Raw genomic sequence first — 17,721 nt, forward strand, 5'->3', positions numbered from 1 at the left:
AGTACTCATTATCAGATATTTAATTAAAATAATTGAAAATATCCGTTAAAAAATGGCGTAAAAAAGTTACAAATGTATCCCCATAACGGTTTAGCATTATATTTTGAACTGAAAAAATAGTATCACTTTGACGAGGTCAACAGGCTATTTTACGGGGCTTTCGGGATGACGCTTTGTAGCTGATGCGTAACAGTACCTTCTCAAAAGCATTGTACTTTGATATACACTATCGGCTTTTGGAGAGGGTTTATGGTTTGATTATTTGAACTTGTGGATAGTTCGCACACTAATCATTTAGAAGCTTATGACCGTCATTGCGAGGCACGAAGCAATCCCCGCCGTGCTAAGTCCCACATAGTTCGGGATTGCTTCGTGCCTCGCAATGACGATAGTTTACACCACGCTAAGATTCAATCTCTTCGGCAGCGTCGGCGTACTTTGAGGGGATGGTATTATACTCGGCTTTAAACATCTTCACAAAATACTTCTGGCTCTTGAAGCCTACTTTATGGCAAATTTGCGAGATGGTTAAATGGCCTGTTTCCAATAGCTGGGCGGCGCGTTTCAATCTCATCGACCGAACCAACTCGTTGGGTGTTTTGCCCGTCATGGCCAGGATTTTCTTGTAGAGGGTATATCTGCTTACAAAAACTTCGTTGCTCAATTCCTCGACCGAGAAATTGGGGTTGGAGATATTACTATCAATCAAAATTAGTACCTTTTTCATAAACTGCTCGTCCGGCGAATCGATATGCATTTCAGTCGGGCTTACCTCTACCTGTTTGGTATAGGTTTTACGCATGCTTTCCTGCTGGCTCAATATATTCCTGATTTTTGATTGTAGTATCTCGAAGTTAAAAGGCTTGGTAAGGTAATCTGTTGCACCGGTTTCCAATCCCTTTAATTGCTGGTCTTCGCCTGTTAAGGCGGTTAATAGTATTACCGGGATATGCGAGGTACGCTTATCATTTTTTATTTTTAAACAAAGGTCGATGCCGTTCATCTCGGGCATACTGATGTCGCTTACTATCAGATTAGGGTGTTGCGCCAGGGCCTTTTGCCAGCCTTTTTTTCCGTTTTCGGCCTCAATCACATTGAATGCCGACTTTAAATTGTCTTTAATGTAAAACCTGAAATCGTCGTTGTCTTCAACCAATAATACTGTTGGCCTTTTGCCATCCCTGCTCTCTTTATGGGAATCGTTTTTGGGCAGATTATATAACGGCGCAAGCTCAGTGTCGTGATCAAACGGCATCATCGTATCTGTTAAAACACTGATATCCAATTGCACCAGGGGCAATAAAACCGTAAAGCAACTACCCTGGTTAAATTCGCTCTCAACACATATCTCCCCTTCGTGCAGCTTAACAAATTCTTTGGTTATAGATAGGCCTATGCCGCTACCCTGGTTAAGCATTGATCCGGGTAAATCGTTCTGAAAAAAGGGATCGAAAATCCGGTTCAGCTTATCGGCGGCAATTCCAATACCTGTATCAATAACCCTGATTTCTAACAGATGTTCGGCGGTATCTTTTTTGTCAATCACGTTAATTAAAACGCTTACCTGGCCCCCCTCATGTGTAAACTTATAGGCATTTGATAACAGGTTGAACATGATCCGTTCTGTTTTATCATGATCAAAACTTGTATAGTACGTTTCTATTTCTGAGTCGAAAATAAAGCGGATACTTTTTTGATCGGCCACATCGGTAAATGCAAACGAAAGGTCTTTTATAAAGCCAATAATGTCGCCGTTCATTTTATGCAGCTTTAATTCCTGGTACTCCATCTTCCTGAAATCAAGCAATTGATTTACCAGGTTTAGCAGGCGTTTGGCATTACGGTTTACCAGCATCAGCTGCCGTTGCACCTCAGGTTCGGCAATTTGTTTCAGAATCTTATCCACCGGGGCCATAATGAGCGATAGCGGCGTGCGAAACTCATGGCTTACATTTGTAAAAAACTTAATCTTCATTAAATCCAGCTCGTGCATGCGCTGAGCCTCTTCCCGCTCCTTCTCGATAGAAAATTGCGTACGTATTTTCTGGATACCCCTTCTTCTCAGAAATAACAATGAGCCTACTGCCAACAATGTATATAAGATGTAAGCCCATGTGGTTTTCCAAAATGGCGGCGATATGTTGATATTTAACGTAAGCTCCTTCCCCTTCCAGCTTTCGTTGCTGCCGGCGCGAACCCTAAACACATAGTTGCCCGGGTCAAGGTTGGTATAAGTGGCTTTGCGCACTTTGTTATCGGCGTTTATCCACCGCTTATCAAAGCCGTCCATCCGGTATTGGTAATTTATTTTATCGGGGTTAAAATAATTAAGCGCCGCGAATTCTATAGCAAATACATTGTCGTTATATTTTAGCTTAAGGTCTTTTAAATCCACGATAGACTGTGTTAATATCACCGAGCCGTTCACCTTATCACCTACCTTTACCGACTGGTTAAAGATTTGCAAATCCGTAAAAACCAAATTAGGCGGATTGGTACTATTCAGGATATTTGAAGGTTTAAAAATATTAAACCCGTTACCGCCACCAAACAGCAACTCCCCTGCCCTGGTCTTGTACGACGAGTTTTCGGTAAACTCGCGCCCCTGTAGCCCTTCTGTTTCATTATAATTAACAAAACGAAACTTAAGCTTGCCTGCCGAACGATCAATATAGATGCTTGATAAACCATTAGGGGTACTTACCCATATATTATTACGGCTAAACTCCTGCATATCAATCACTGTATTATCGGGCAAGCCATCAAGCTTATTAATATTGGTGAATTTTCCGGTTTTGTAATCAAATATGCTGATGCCTTCCCGGGTACTTATCCAAATCAAGCCGTCCCTATCCTCTAATATATTATTGGTATTGTTGTTAATGAGGCTGTTGGGGTCTTTATCATCATGTAAGTAATGCAAAAACTGGTGATCTTTTTTTACCAACAGATCTAAGCCGTACGCGGTAACAATCCATAAATTTTTGCGCCTGTCTTCAATTACCGAACTGATGTAATTGGAGTGGATAGAACTTTTGTTGATGTCTCCGTCAAACCTGTATATGGCAACCATTTTCCTGTTTTTATCAAGAACATTCAAACCTGCCGATAGAGTGCCCACCAATAGGTTATGGTCGCTATCCTCGGTTATGGCGCAAACCCTGTCTTCAGATATGCTGTTTGCATTGGCATCGTTGTGCCGGTAATGCTTAAATACCTTACCGTCAAAACAATCAAGGCCGCCATAATAGGTACCTATCCATAGCTTTTGCTCGTGATCAATAAACAGCTTTACTACAACATTATTGGTAAGGCTGTTTTTATCGGCGGCGTTGTGCAGGTATTGTTTAAAGCTGCCTGTCTTCCTGTCCCAGTAAATCAGCCCTCCGCCGTTGGTGCCTATCCATATATTGCCCTGTTTGTCTTCAGCAAAACTGTTTACATCACTAAAAGGCAGGCTATTTTTATCAGAAAGGTGATGCGTGTAGCTGGCAAATTTTATAATGTTTTGGTGATAATAACTTATCCCCCGTTTATAGCTGCCGCACCAGATAATGCCTATATCATCCACATAAACGCAGGTGATGCTATTTTGGCCTACTGTTTTATCGTCATCTTCGCGATTAAGCAGGTATTGAGTGGTAAAATCCTGTTTGTTAAGTAAATTAATCCCCCCATGATCTGTGGCAATCCAAATCCTGTTTTTCTGATCCTGTATAACATCTGATATAACATCGGTATTTATAGTGCCCGTGGCTTTTAAAATATGTTTAATTACTTTGTTTTTAGGGCTAATGAAAAACACACCTTTTGAATAACTGGGTACAAACGCCCAGATATCATCCTGCTTATCAATAAAAATTTTATAAGTGGTACTTAATGCTGCGGGCAGCTGCTCAAGCTTTAGGCGGTAATTAACCTTGTAGCTCTTAGGGTCAAGTCGCTCCAATACGCCGGCACTTGATATGAGCCAAATGTTCCCTTTTGAATCAACCGACAGATCGGTAACCAGGTTTGAATAAATAGATGTGGTATCTCCCTGTTTATGACGTAGATTGATGGTTTGTTTTGTTACCGGATCGTACTTAAAGATGCCCTGGGTAGCGTTATGTTCCAAAAACCAAAAATTGCCCACCCTGTCTTTTTTTATGGCTAAAATGTACGTATCGTACACCTTAATTTTGTACATAAAACCCATCAGGTTTTTGCTGAACTTTTCGGTAGCAGGGTCGTAAATATTAAAGCCTGTACGGGTTTCAATCCACAGTTTATTTTCGGGCCCGGGGTTTATGCTTACAATGTAATCATCATCTAATGTAGTGGTATCGCCGGCAACGTGTTTAAAGCTTTTAAAACTATAACCATCGTACTTGTTTAAGCCCGATAGTGTACCAAACCACATAAAGCCTTTTTTATCCTTATAAATACAGTTTACCTGGTTGTGCGACAGGCCTGCCTTGATATCGAGATGCGAAAACCGGAACTGGGTATTTTGCGCGTTTACCTGCCTCCATGTAAACTGCATCAATAAAAATAATAACAAAGCCCTGAGCTTCATGGCGATATTCGGCGTAAATATTGGTTTATAATCCCGGAAAAATAATCTTAAAGATATAATTAATAAATCCCCAAAAAGAAATTTAATTGTTTAAAATACAATTTATAACGCCAAGGCATAACTACTGCCTACCTAATTACCATTTGATTTAATTATTTATGAATTTACTGTGCATTTTGCATCCGGTAAATAATTAACAAATTTTAACAATCATATTTTGGTATTATTACCGTTATCCATCATATCCTCATTCCTTATGCCATCACAAACCTGCAAAACCCTGAAGTTCCTTTTTATTGCCTGTTTTTTATTCATAGCCCGGCCATCATCGGCTCAAACCAGCTATCATAACATCATATTTACTATCGACTCATTGACAGAGGTTGGCCTGCCAAAATCGGCATTGATGGAGGTTGACAAACTTGATGCACTGGCGCGAAAAGAAAATAACGTACCGCAGATGGTGCGCGCGGTTATTTACCATGCCAAATTCCAAACTTATTTGCAGGAAGACGCACTTGTGAGTGTTATTACTACATTGAAAGCCGATATTGGCCGGTCATCTTACCCGGTTAAGCCGGTTTTACAATCCTTTTTAGCCGATATGTATTGGAATTATTATCAGCAAAACCGGTACACATTTGCCGGCCGGAGCAAACTGGAAGTTCCTGACATAGATTTCAGAAAATGGGACCTGGCAACTATTATTAATGAAACCACAAAACTTTATCAACTGTCGTTACAGGACGCTGATAAGGAACAAAACACCCCGCTTGATATTTTAGACGGTATTTTGCAAGGCGATAAGAACACCCGTTTTTTAAGGCCTACGCTATACGACCTGCTTTTGCACCGCGCATTTGACTTTTTCCTGGCAGACGAGCCTGCACTTACCAAACCCAAAATGCCGTTTTCGATAAACGACCCGCGTTTTTTTGGCGATAGTAAAACCTTTACCTCACTGGATGTCAAAACCACCGACACGGCGTCAACTTTTTACCGCGGCATCCGCCTGCTGCAACAGGGATTGGCGTTCCATCTGCAAAAAAATGACAGGAAGGCTTTGGCCGACCTTGATATGAAAAGGCTCACTTTTTTGTACGATAAAGCTACGCTGGGCAAAAAAAACATCCTGTACCTCGCTGCTCTTAAAAATATTGCTGCCGATACTTCGGCAGGCGTTATTTGTGCAGATGCATTATGTGCTATTGGCAAGTATTGCGGTGATGCGGATAGCTTAACCACCGCCATGATTTACCTGCAAAAGGCAATGGCCGGTTACCCTAAAAGCCCGGGTGCACAACGCGCAGGTAGCCAGATAAATGAAATTACCCAAAAAGAATTGCAGGTTAGTTTTGAGGACGTGAATTCGCCGGATGTACCCATCCTTGCGGGTTTAAAATACCGTAATATTACCAAAGCGCACTACCGTATTTATAAGGTTACAGATGTACAGCTAACCTATATCGGAAAGCTGGACGAGAATTATGGTTCTATCGGGACAGGTAAAAGCACTTTGGCTTTTATTAAAACCTTAAAAGTATTACAAAACCAACAACTAAACCTGCCTGCAACCACCGATTTAAAGGAACATACTACCGAGTTTAAAATTGACGCGCTAAAACCAGGCAAGTATCTTTTATTAGCAACTGAACAAAGCGGCAAAGATAGCCTTATCCAGCTGGGTATGTTTAAAGTAAGCGGGCTGGCGTATGTCATGAGGACAAGGCTCGACAGAAAACGGGAGATTAAAGTAACTAACCGCGAAACAGGCGATATGCTGGCAGGCGCTACTATAGCCATCACTTACAGCCCGGAGAGGTATGGAAATACAAAAAAGAAGCCGGTGGTTATCACCGGAGTAACGGATACTAACGGCACGTTTATTTTTGATTCAAAAGGCAATCAATACACAGTGGCCATAAACTACCGGGGTGACCATTTAACAGATAATGAAAAGGATGAGCCATACTCGCCACAGCCCATCTTAAATAGCGCACCCGTTATCAGAACAGTATTTTTTTCCGATAGGCAAATCTATCGCCCCGGCCAAACCATTTACTTTAAAGCCATGGAGCTGCAAAGTGTAAACGGCAAAAGCAGCATTATGCCGAAAGCGAACCTGGATATCACCCTAAATGACCAAAACAATAAGCAGCTGGGCACCACCCAATTACAAACCAACGAATTTGGAACCGCGGCTTCTTCTTTTGTCATTCCTCAAAATGTACTGAATGGCTGGCTATCCCTATCTACCGACAACGGCCGGATAACGGTTATTGTTGAAGAATACAAACGCCCTACTTTTAAAGTTGATTTTGAGCCTTTTACACAGATTTACAAACTTGGCGACAGCATTACAGTTAAGGGTAAGGTAAATGCATTTTCGGGATATGGGCTATCTGGTGCCAGGGTAGCTTATAATGTAACAAGAGTGCCGCAAATGCGGCCATACGTTAACGCTGCATATGGTGGTAAAAGATCTGTATATAACAATGATAATCAGCAGGCAATAATTGCTGTTGATACCATTAAAACTGATGAGCAAGGTAACTTCAGGTTTAAGTTTTTGGCCAACGGGCCGGATAACGAAAATAAGGGACAAACCTGCCGGTTTAGCATACAGGCCAACGTTACCGATGCCAATAGCGAAACGCATTTTGCAACCAGTGAGATCACCATCAGCGATAATCCAATCCGGCTGGAGGCCGACGTACCCGAAAAAGCTATTGACAGCGAACGCGCCAATGCCGCTTTAACCATTTTTAACGGCAACGATGAAAAACAAAATGGCAAGGCCAACATTAAAGTATACGAATTGAAAGGTCCCGATGCATTCTTTAAAAACAGGCTTTGGGATGTACCCGATCAATGGTTGATGAGCAAAATCGATTACGAAAAATACTTCCCCAACTTTGCCTATAACCATCAGGATGAATACCCAAACTGGCAGCGCCAGGAAAAAACAGCCGACCTGGATATCGATATCCAAAAAAGCGGCAATAATATCGACCTAAACAAACTCTTTAAATCAGCAGGCGGCGTATATGCATTGGTTATCAGCGTTAAAAACGAAAATGGTGACACTACATCTGTAATTAAGTACATTAATTACATTGGAAATAAAGCCCCTATTCAAAAACCCGAAGATTGGGTAACAGCCCAAACTACCATCGTTGCAGCCAGGGAACCTGCAATTTTTTATATAGGAATTGGAAAAGCCTGCAAGGTACTTTTTGAAACGTATGATGGCCCCACACTGCTATCATCGCAACTATTGCAACTACAGGCAGGTGCGCCGCAAAAAATAAGCGTACCTGTAGCGCCAACTGGCAAAAATGCGTTTACCGTACAATTTGAATTGGTAAACGGCAACAGGCAATACCAATATTACCAGCGCATTATGGTAAAAGACACGGCTAAACCGTTAAACATCCGTTTTTTAACCATGCGTGACAAACTACAACCCGGCGAAAAAGAGCAATGGAAACTACAGATAAGCGGAGGCGACAACAAACAAACATCCGAATTACTGGCAGGTTTATATGATGCCTCGCTGGATGATATTGCCCGACCATTAAGCTGGCAAGCCGATTTTAGCGAATACCAGTATATGGCCCGTTATTTTGAGTGGGAAACCATCCCGCCGTCGGCCAATGATAACACTACCGGCGATGAGCCACACCAGCCGTATTATGAAGAAACTGACCGAAATTATGAATCCATAGATAATTTAGGTTTTGATTATGATGGCAGTGAAAATCTTAATTATAATGCCAATACCGTAGCCGATAAAAAGGAAGTATGGAGCAATAAACAAATAGCGAAACGATATACCACCAACGCCCGGCTTATCAAAAATGGTTATGATGTTATAGGAAAAGTAACAGGAATACGCGCCACGGTGTCCGGTATAAAAGTTAGCATTAATAATTTAGCTATAAGTACAATTACCAACTCTTACGGGTATTTCAGGATTAAGGTGCCTGCAGGGTCTGTTTTAACGTTCAGCGGCAAGGGTTATGTAACCGGCAAAATACGCCCCACCAAAGGTATCAAGCTAACCGTGATTATGAAAACCCTAATGGAAATGCAGGCAAATTTCAAAGTTGGCAGAGGAGAAGCGAAAAGCCAGAAAGGCGACCCTAACGTAGATGTGAGGATAGATGAGCCAGTTGGAAATGCTGATATCAAACAGGAGGTGGAAGAAGAAAAAGCATATGGCCTCGTCGGTGCGGCGCCTAAATTCAAAACCCAGCGGAGTACTGTTCCTATGATGTATGATGAATTATACGATGATACAGTAGTTTTAAGAGAAATAAAAGCCAAGCCCGGCCAAAAATTTGATAAGGAACTTCTTGCCGGCAGAGCAAAAGAAATTGGTGCGGCACCTATAGTTACCCGCAAAAACTTTAATGAAACTGCCTTCTTTTATCCCCAATTGCATACTGACAATAGCGGACAGGTGCTGATTGATTTTACGGTGCCAGAATCATTAACCCGCTGGAAATTCCGGGGATTTGCGCATAATAAGGATTTGCAAAGCGGCTACATCGAACAGGAGATTATCACGCAGAAAAAAATGATGATCAGCGCCAATATGCCGCGCTTTTTGCGGGAGGGCGATACATTGGTGGTTTCGGCACGGGTTGTGAATCTATCAAACCAACATTTGAAAGGGCAGGCTAAACTTGAATTTACCAATGCAGTTACCTTACAGCCTGTAGCACTGTTTGGCAAATCAAAATATGCCGAGCAACCTTTCGAGCTGGATAGCACATCAACCGGGGCCGTATCTTTTAAACTGGTTATCCCCGCCGGTTTGGAGGCCCTCACCTATCGTTTAACAGCCTCGGCGGGCAATTATACCGATGGCGAAGAAAACACGCTGCCTGTGCTCCCCAACAGCATGCTGGTTACCGAAACCATGCCCATGATGGTACGCCCCGGCCAAACCAAAAACTTTACGTTTGATAAACTGGTTAATCAAACCAGCAGTACCCTAACCAATAAAACGTTGACGCTGGAATATACCCAAAACCCCGTATGGACGGCTGTGCAGGCACTACCCTACCTGATGGAATTCCCTTACGAATGTTCGGAACAAATTTTTAGCCGGTTTTATGCCAATAGCTTCGCGGTGAATATCGTGAGCCATTACCCGCAGATAAAAAAGGTATTTGAACAGTGGAAAACAGCAGATTCAAAAGCCCTGCTATCCAACCTCGAAAAAAATCCGGAACTGAAATCAGTATTGGTGGAAGAAACCCCTTGGCTGCAGGATGCTGTTGACGAAACCGAACAGAAAAAACGAATCGCGCTTCTCTTCGACCTGAATAAAATGAGCTATGAATTGAATGCCAATTTAAACAAACTGCAACAAAAACAATTGCAAAACGGCGGCTTCCCCTGGTTTGGCGGCGATTTCTCTGACCGGTATATCACCCAGCATATCCTGGCAGGCATTGGTCAGCTTGTTAAACTTAACATTGCGGATAAAAACGACGCATCATTGGCGCGCATAAGCATCAATGCTTCCCGGTATATTGATAATGAAATTAAAGCTGATGAAGTTGTCGCAAAAAGGTACATCAAAAATTATATGGTCCGGGATATCAATTCCACCGAAATTCATGCCTGGTATGCATTAAGCTACTTTAAAAACCGAGAAACAAGTACAGAGATAAACATCATCCGGGCTAATTACCTGGCCCGGGCAAGTCGGCAATGGGTACAGCAACCAGAATTTGAAAAGGCCATGATAGCGCTTACCCTATTTCGTTTTGATAAAAAGGAAACAGCGGCAGAGATCATGAAATCGTTACTGGAAACCGCCCAACAATCTGACGAATTGGGCATGTATTGGGCTGCTAACAAGCCGGGATATTATTGGTACCAGTCGCCGGTTGAAACACAATCGCTGATGATCGAATTGTTTAGCGAAGCGGGTAATAATACAAAAGCAGTGGAGGAAATGAAAATATGGCTGTTGCGCAACAAGCAAACCACCAACTGGCGCACCACCAAAGCTACGGCAGCAGCCTGCTACGCATTGCTGATTAAAGGCGATAATATACTTGCCGATGCTACCCAAATAAACATCAGCTTAAACAACAAACCGTTGGCCGCATTAAAGCCCGGCATTAAAGCCGAAGCCGGCACCGGTTACTTGAAAACCACCTGGGTTGATGAGCAGGTAAAACCTGCATTGGGCCATGTGCAGGTAAGTAACAGCAGTAAAACCATTAACTGGGGGGCTATGTACTGGCAATACACCGAAAAGCTGGATAAGATAACGGCATCAAACACCAACGTTCAATTGGAGCGCAAGTACTTTATACAGAAACAAACTGATGCCGGACCAATACTTACTGCGCTTGATGCCGCCCACCTGCCTAAAACAGGTGATGTACTCAAAGTGGTAGTTTACCTTAAAGCAGATCGTGATTTTGACTATATCCAGCTAAAAGACATGCGTCCTGCCGGTACCGAGCCGATGGAAACTCTATCGGCCTATAAATACCAGGACGGCTTGCACTATTACCAGGTAAGTAAGGATGTGGCCACCAACTTTTTTATAAGTGCACTAAAAAAAGGAAACTATGTATTTGAATATACACTGCGTGTAGTACAGCCGGGCAATTACGCAACCGGCGTTACCAGCCTGCAAAGTATGTATGCACCCGAATTTAATGCCCATACCGAAGGCCGCCGGATAGAATTTAAACCATAAAGAAAAACCAACATACTTTGGCACGGAATTGGTATTAATTGAATCATGCAGATAGTACACATCAATACCGGAAAAAAAGTTAAAAAGATCAAGAATTCAATTGTTGATTTATTTACCAGGGAAGTGATAACACTTAAGGCCATTCACAATCAATTGCTTGGTAATAAACAGGTTGACACATCGCAATTCACGGGCTTTATTGCCTGACCAATATATACCATCTACCTATGGAAACGAGCTTCTTTTTAAGAAGCTTTTTTTGTTTGGGGGGGATGCAGAAATCAATGCCCTAAACAACCGGCATTGCGAGGTACGAAGCAATCCCCGACATGCTAAGCCCCACATAGTTCGGGATTGCTTCGTACCTTATAATGACATGATTATAACATATTGATTATTAATGGTTGTTTTTTGTAGAGACGCATCACATGCGTCTCCCACATGCAAATCGAAACTGGTCTGGCGGGAGACGCATGTGATGCGTCTCTACAAGAATCCCGGTCGCACATCGTATCTTTTTACAGCCATACCGTATAGCAAAACGCCAAAGCCGCTATTACCGCCAGCCGCCACCTAAGGCACGGTATAAATTTACTACCGCCTGTAACTCCTGTAGCCTGTCGTTAACGCCACTCAGTTGTGCGGCCAGCAGGTTTTGTTCGGATGTTAATACATCGGTATAATTGGTGGCTGAACTGTACCGCAACAACTCCTGTGTATACTCAACCGATTTTTGCAAAGCGATGATCTGCTTGCCGCGGGCATCCTGTTTTTCAAGGGCGGTTTGGTGTGCATATAATGCATTGGATACCTCCTGCCCTGCTACCAGCAATGTTTTCTGGAAGCTGTTAAGTGCTTCCTGCTGCTGCGCCTGCGCGGTACGTAAACGGGCTTTATTCAAACCCTGGTTAAAAATGGGTTGGGTAAGGCCCGCGGCAATATTGTAAAATATGGAATTGACAAAAAAGTCTTTAAGCTGTAAGGTTGATAAACCTCCCGAGGCTGTGATGGTAAACGAGGGATAAAAATACGTTTTAGCCACGTTGGTATTCTCAAACGCGGCACGGAAAGCGTACTCGCTTTGTTGTACATCCGGGCGGTTAGTGAGTAATTGCGTTGGGATGCCCGCCTGTAATTCGGTGGCCATGTTCTGGGTGGCCAAACTGCCGCGGTTAACCGGGCCAGGCGGCCTTGACAACAGGATATCCAAAGCATTTTCGGTTTCACGGATACTGCGCTTTAAATCGGGAATGGATACTTCGGCGGCATAGCGGTTGGCTTCGCTTTGCACCACAGCGGCACCGGTTACCACTGCGCCGGCCTTAAGCTCCTTCATGGTTTCCACATCTTTAATGCGGTTTTTAAGCGTTTCAAGGGTAATTTCCAACTGCCTGTCCAATGCCAGCAGGGTAAAATAATTATTGGCTATATCGGCAATCAATTGCGTTTGCACAGCCCGCTTAGCGGCATCGGTTTGTAAAAAACCAGCCAACGCTGCACGTTTGGTACTGCTTAGCTTCCCCCAAACATCGGCTTCCCATGAGGTTGTTAAACCAGCCTGGTAAGTGGTAGTTAAAGTATTAACAATTGTACCGGCAGGATAATTTAAGCCTGCTGATGATTGTTTTGACCGGGTTACAGTGGCATTGCCGCTTAACGATGGATAAAACGCGGCCTTGCTTTGCTGCAATGTGGCCTGCGCCTCCAATATCCGCTGAACGGCGGTTTTAAGATCAAGGTTATTACTCAGCCCTTCCTGTATCAGTGATTTAAGTACAGTATCTGCAAAAAGTTTTTGCCAGGGCATAGCCGCTATGGTAGCAGTATCTGTAGTTTGCCCATCGCGGTAAAGCCCGGTTGTGCCTATATCCGGCCGGTTATACGTTTTGGTTACTTTGCACGATAGCACAACGCCAAATAGTAGCGTAAAGGGCAATATATATTTAAAACTCCGTCTGTTCATTCTAATGTCTTTTACTAAATTAACGGGCGGTTACCACTTCTGCCTCATCATCTTCATCTTCGGGTTTTGGTTTACGGCCAACTTTTTCCTGCAGGGATTGGAAAATGATAAATAGTATCGGAATTACAAATACCCCAAATACCGTCCCCACAAACATCCCCCCTACAGCACCTGTACCTATGGATTTATTGCCATTTGCACCGGCCCCTGTCGAAAACATCAACGGCATAATACCAAATATGAAGGCAAAAGATGTCATCAGGATAGGCCGCAAACGGGCTTCGGCCCCTGCTATGGCAGCGGGTATTAAATCCATCCCTCCCCGGCGCCTCTCTAAAGCAAACTCTACAATCAGGATAGCATTTTTCGCCAGCAAACCGATGAGCATGATGAGCGAAATTTGCAGGTAAATGTTACTGCCTATATCAAAAATCCAGGCAAAAAGGTACGTACCCGCTAACCCAACAGGCAGCGATAATAATACCGCGAACGGCAGGATATAGCTTTCATACTGCGCGCTAAGTAAAAAATATACAAACACCAGGCAAAGCATAAATATATAGGCCGATTGCGTGCCGGTGCTCAATTCCTCGCGGGTTAGGCCCGAAAATTCAAAATCGTACCCGGCAGGCAGTGTTTGTTTGGCCACTTCTTTAATGGCCTGTATGGCGTTACCTGTACTATACCCCGGGTTTGGAGAACCGGAAACAGATATTGCCGTAAAAAGATTAAACCTCGAAATAGATTCCGGGCCAAATACCCTCCTCAGTGTAATAAATGATGTTATTGGCGCCATTGTGCCTGCGCTGTTACGTACAAATATTTTACTCAGGCCGGTTTCGTTGGCGCGGTAGTCATAATCGGCCTGTACCATTACGCGGTACTGCTTGCCAAACTGGTTAAAGTTGGATGCGTATAAACCGCCATAATAACCCTGCAAGGTATTCAATACCGAATTAACGGTTACACCGGCCTCTTTACACTTAGCCACATTTACATCAACCTGGAATTGCGGAAAATTAGGATTAAATGACGAATTCAGGTTCTGGATCTCTTTTCGTTTTTTAAGCGCCGTCTGGAAATCGTTGCTTACTTTAAACAACTCATCTACTGTGTGGCCGCCTTTATCCTGCAGCTGAAATTCAAAACCATCACTATTACCAAAACCCTGCAGCGTTGGCGGCGAAAAGTAAAATACACTGGCTTCACGAAGCCCGGCTGTTTTAACGGTAAGCCTGGATATGATACTTTGCAGGCTCTGGCTTTCATCTTTACGCTCATCCCAGTTTTTCAGCTTCATGATTACCATGGCGTAAGCGCTGCCCGATCCGGCAATAAAGTTAAATCCAACCAGTTTAAGGCTGTTTACTACCTCGGGGAACGTACGGCCTATGCTATCTATTTTGCTGGCAACAGCCTCGGTACGCTCCATTGACGATGCCGGTGGCAGGCTGATGGCAGCAAACACAGTCCCCTGGTCTTCATTGGGTACAAAGCTGGATGGCGTAGTTTTTACCAGGTAAATCAATATGGTAGCAAATACCGCTACGGCGGCAAGGGCTATCCATTTTCTGTGCGCCAAAAAGTTAACCGATTTTTTATACTTACCGGTTACAGCATCAAAGGCCGTATTAAACACCACATAAAAGTGATTGATAAAACCGTGCTTTTTGGTGCCTTTTTCATGTGGCTTTAAAAACAACGCGCACAGTGCGGGGCTTAGCGTTAAAGCGTTAACTGCCGAAAGCAAGATGGCAACGGCCAGCGTAATACCAAACTGCTTGTAAAATACCCCGGTTGAGCCCGATATAAATGTTACCGGTAAAAATACCGCCGACATAACCAAGGTAATAGAAACTATGGCGCCCGAAATCTCGCTCATCGCGTCAATAGATGCTTTCCTTGCCGATTTGTATCCCTGGTCGAGCTTGGCGTGTACAGCTTCTACCACCACAATGGCGTCATCCACCACAATACCAATGGCCAGTACCAATGCAAAAAGCGTAAGCAAATTGATAGTAAAGCCAAACAGGTTAAGAAAAAAGAAGGTACCTAAGATAGCAACCGGCACCGCTATGGCAGGGATTAACGTCGACCTGAAATCCTGTAAAAAAACGAATACGACTATAAACACCAGGATAAAGGCTTCTATCAACGTACTAATCACCTTTTCGATAGAGGCATCAAGAAAGTTATTGGCATCAACCAGGTAAGCTATCTTCATCCCCTTGGGGAATTTCTCGGCAGCGGCATTCAATATTTTTTTCGATTCGTTGATTACATCGCGTGCGTTGGAGCCGGCTGTCTGGCTGATAGCCACACCTACAGATGGCAATCCGTTGGTTTGGATATCAAAAGAGTAATCCAATGATCCCAATTCAACCCGCGCCACATCATTCAGCCGGAGTAATTGCCCCTGCCCAACCGATTTTATGATGATATCGCCAAATTCGGCAGCTGTTTTAAGCCTGCCTTTATACCGGATAACATATTGAAACGATTGATTGCTGTTTTCGCCAAACTTACCGGGCGCGGCTTCAATATTTTGTTCATTAAGCGCATCTGTAATATCATCAGGGATGAGGTTATAGCGCGACATCACATCGGGTTTTAACCAGATACGCATCGAATAATCCCTTGAACCAAATACCTCGGCGTTACCAACCCCTGTTACCCGCTGAATTTGTGGCACCAGGTTTATTTTGGCATAATTTTGTAAAAAGGTTTCGTCGTAAGTTTGGTTCTCACTGTATAGTGAGAAAATGATGAGGTTACTGCTCTGGCTTTTAGCAACGGTAACCCCCGATTGTGTTACCACCAATGGCAGCAGGCTTGTGGCCCTTGATACCCTGTTCTGCACGTTTACCGCCGCCAAATCGGGGTTGGTGCCCACTTTGAAATATACAGTGATAGATGCCGAACCATCATTACTGGCAGATGAAGTCATGTAGGTCATGTTCTCCACCCCGTTAATCTGTTCCTCCATGGGAATAATCACGCTTTTGAGCACTACATCGGCATTGGCCCCGCTGTAATAGGCCTGCACCTGAACGGTAGGCGGCGCGATATCCGGATATTGCGAAATAGGTAAATTTATTAACCCTAAAATACCCAGTATTACCAGCAAAACCGAAATTACGGTGGATAGTACCGGGCGTTCTATAAATCTTTTAAGCATAGTATTGCTGTTGTAAATGAATTGAGGGATAAGAAACGGTATTATTTAACGCCGCCGTAAACCGAACCGGCACTAACCTCGTTTGGTTTAATTTCGGTACCATCCTGCAGGTTACCCGAGCTTTCCAGCACAATTTTATCGCCGGCCTTTAAGCCATCGGTAACTACATAAAACTGGCCGGCCGTATTATCCATCACTTTAATGGCTACATTTTTTATTTTATGCTGATCATCAACCACGTAAACAAAACGTTTATCCTGTAATTCATAAGTGGCGCTTTCGGGCACCAATAAAGCCGATTTTACAACATTAGGGATGCGTACTACCGCACTGCTGCCACTACGGATAAGCCCGCGCGGGTTTGCAAAATCGGCACGTACATTGGCGGCGCCGGTTGCGGTGTTAATTAAACCATTCACGGTTTCAACTTTACCGGCATGCTCATAAGTACTGCCATCGGGCAATATGAGCGAAACCGGCGGCAATTGACTTAATTTGGTTTTAAAAGATGTTTTATTTGTGCTGTCGCGACTAAAACCAAGCAGTTGCTTCTCGTTTAGAGCAAAGTATACGTAAACATTTGAGGTATTGTAAACCGTGGTTAGCGGATCGGTTGTGCTGCTGGTTACCAGGCTGCCCAATTTGTAGGGTAACGCGCCTATAACGCCATTCACGGGGCTGGTAATGGTGGTGTACCCTAAATTCACTTTTGCATTTACTAATGCGGCCTTAGCCTGGGCCAGCGCTGCGGCTTTTGACTGCTGCGTATACTCGGCCGATTCCAGTTCATAGTGGCTGATGATATCTTTCTCTACCAGTGGCTTTACCTTATTCAATTGCATTTTAGCCAGTGCCAGATCAGCTTCGGCGGTTTTAATACCCGCCTCGGCGGTACGCACCTCCTGCTCGTATTGTGGGGCGTTAATTTTAAACAGCAATTGCCCTTTGGTTACAATGGAGCCTTCGTCGACATAAATTTTTTCAACATATCCATCCACCTTCGGCCTTATTTCGATATTTTGTTGCCCCTGTATACTGGCGGGATAATCAACATTCAATGTGGCCTGGCGTGGTTGAACCTGCACTACTTTGTAATCCAACACCTGTTGTGCCTGGCTGGCGGCCTGCTTGTTTTTATTACCACAGGATGCCGTTGCTAAAACGATAACAGGCAACATAGCAAAAGCTATAGAAAAACGTTTTGATTGTTTTTTTCTTGAAGACAGGATAACGAACATTATTAAAAATTAAATCATCAACACTACCGCGCACGGCAAAGCAGCCGCTAA

Annotated in this window: 6 protein-coding genes; 2 read left to right on the forward strand and 4 right to left on the reverse strand. The window is 43.6% G+C overall.

Features of this window, described 5'->3' with window-relative positions:
* Positions 1–403: 403 nt before the first annotated feature.
* The gene (locus AC1RM2_RS28685) at positions 404–4,558 is read right to left on the reverse strand and encodes a hybrid sensor histidine kinase/response regulator (protein ID WP_492988589.1); all 4,155 of its coding nucleotides are present in this window, start codon (positions 4,556–4,558) and stop codon (positions 404–406) included.
* A 256-nt stretch (positions 4,559–4,814) separates the two neighbouring features.
* Here AC1RM2_RS28685 and AC1RM2_RS28690 point away from each other — a divergent pair, with 256 nt between their 5' ends.
* Positions 4,815–11,291 carry an alpha-2-macroglobulin family protein gene (locus AC1RM2_RS28690; RefSeq protein ID WP_492988590.1) on the forward strand — a complete coding sequence of 2,159 codons (6,477 nt, stop codon included), beginning with the start codon at positions 4,815–4,817 and terminating at the stop codon, positions 11,289–11,291.
* 45 nt (positions 11,292–11,336) lie between these two features.
* Positions 11,337–11,498, forward strand: coding sequence for a hypothetical protein (locus tag AC1RM2_RS28695; protein WP_492988591.1), 162 nt, complete (start codon positions 11,337–11,339; stop codon positions 11,496–11,498).
* A gap of 349 nt (positions 11,499–11,847) precedes the next feature.
* Here the strand turns inward: AC1RM2_RS28695 and AC1RM2_RS28700 are convergent, their stop codons facing one another.
* The 3 genes from AC1RM2_RS28700 to AC1RM2_RS28710 are packed head-to-tail and all read right to left on the reverse strand — an operon-like array spanning position 11,848 to position 17,670.
* Positions 11,848–13,254: an efflux transporter outer membrane subunit gene (locus AC1RM2_RS28700; RefSeq protein WP_492988592.1), complete on the reverse strand. Its 1,407-nt coding sequence runs from the start codon at positions 13,252–13,254 to the stop codon at positions 11,848–11,850.
* A 19-nt stretch (positions 13,255–13,273) separates the two neighbouring features.
* On the reverse strand, positions 13,274–16,432 hold the full coding sequence (locus AC1RM2_RS28705; RefSeq protein WP_492988593.1) for an efflux RND transporter permease subunit: 3,159 nt from the start codon (positions 16,430–16,432) through the stop codon (positions 13,274–13,276).
* Positions 16,433–16,473: 41 nt separating this feature from the next.
* Positions 16,474–17,670, reverse strand: coding sequence for an efflux RND transporter periplasmic adaptor subunit (locus tag AC1RM2_RS28710; RefSeq protein ID WP_492988594.1), 1,197 nt, complete (start codon positions 17,668–17,670; stop codon positions 16,474–16,476).
* Positions 17,671–17,721: the final 51 nt, after the last annotated feature.

Source organism: Mucilaginibacter sp. GW822-FHT03E02 (genome assembly GCF_058801545.1).

Excerpts from the sequence above, each read along its gene's own strand:
- AC1RM2_RS28685 (WP_492988589.1), bottom strand. The coding sequence starts at position 4,558 with ATGAAGCTCAGGGCTTTGTTATTATTTTTATTGATGCAGTTTACATGG.
- AC1RM2_RS28690 (WP_492988590.1), top strand. The coding sequence starts at position 4,815 with ATGCCATCACAAACCTGCAAAACCCTGAAGTTCCTTTTTATTGCCTGT.
- AC1RM2_RS28695 (WP_492988591.1), top strand. The coding sequence starts at position 11,337 with ATGCAGATAGTACACATCAATACCGGAAAAAAAGTTAAAAAGATCAAG.
- AC1RM2_RS28700 (WP_492988592.1), bottom strand. The coding sequence starts at position 13,254 with ATGAACAGACGGAGTTTTAAATATATATTGCCCTTTACGCTACTATTT.
- AC1RM2_RS28705 (WP_492988593.1), bottom strand. The coding sequence starts at position 16,432 with ATGCTTAAAAGATTTATAGAACGCCCGGTACTATCCACCGTAATTTCG.
- AC1RM2_RS28710 (WP_492988594.1), bottom strand. The coding sequence starts at position 17,670 with ATGTTCGTTATCCTGTCTTCAAGAAAAAAACAATCAAAACGTTTTTCT.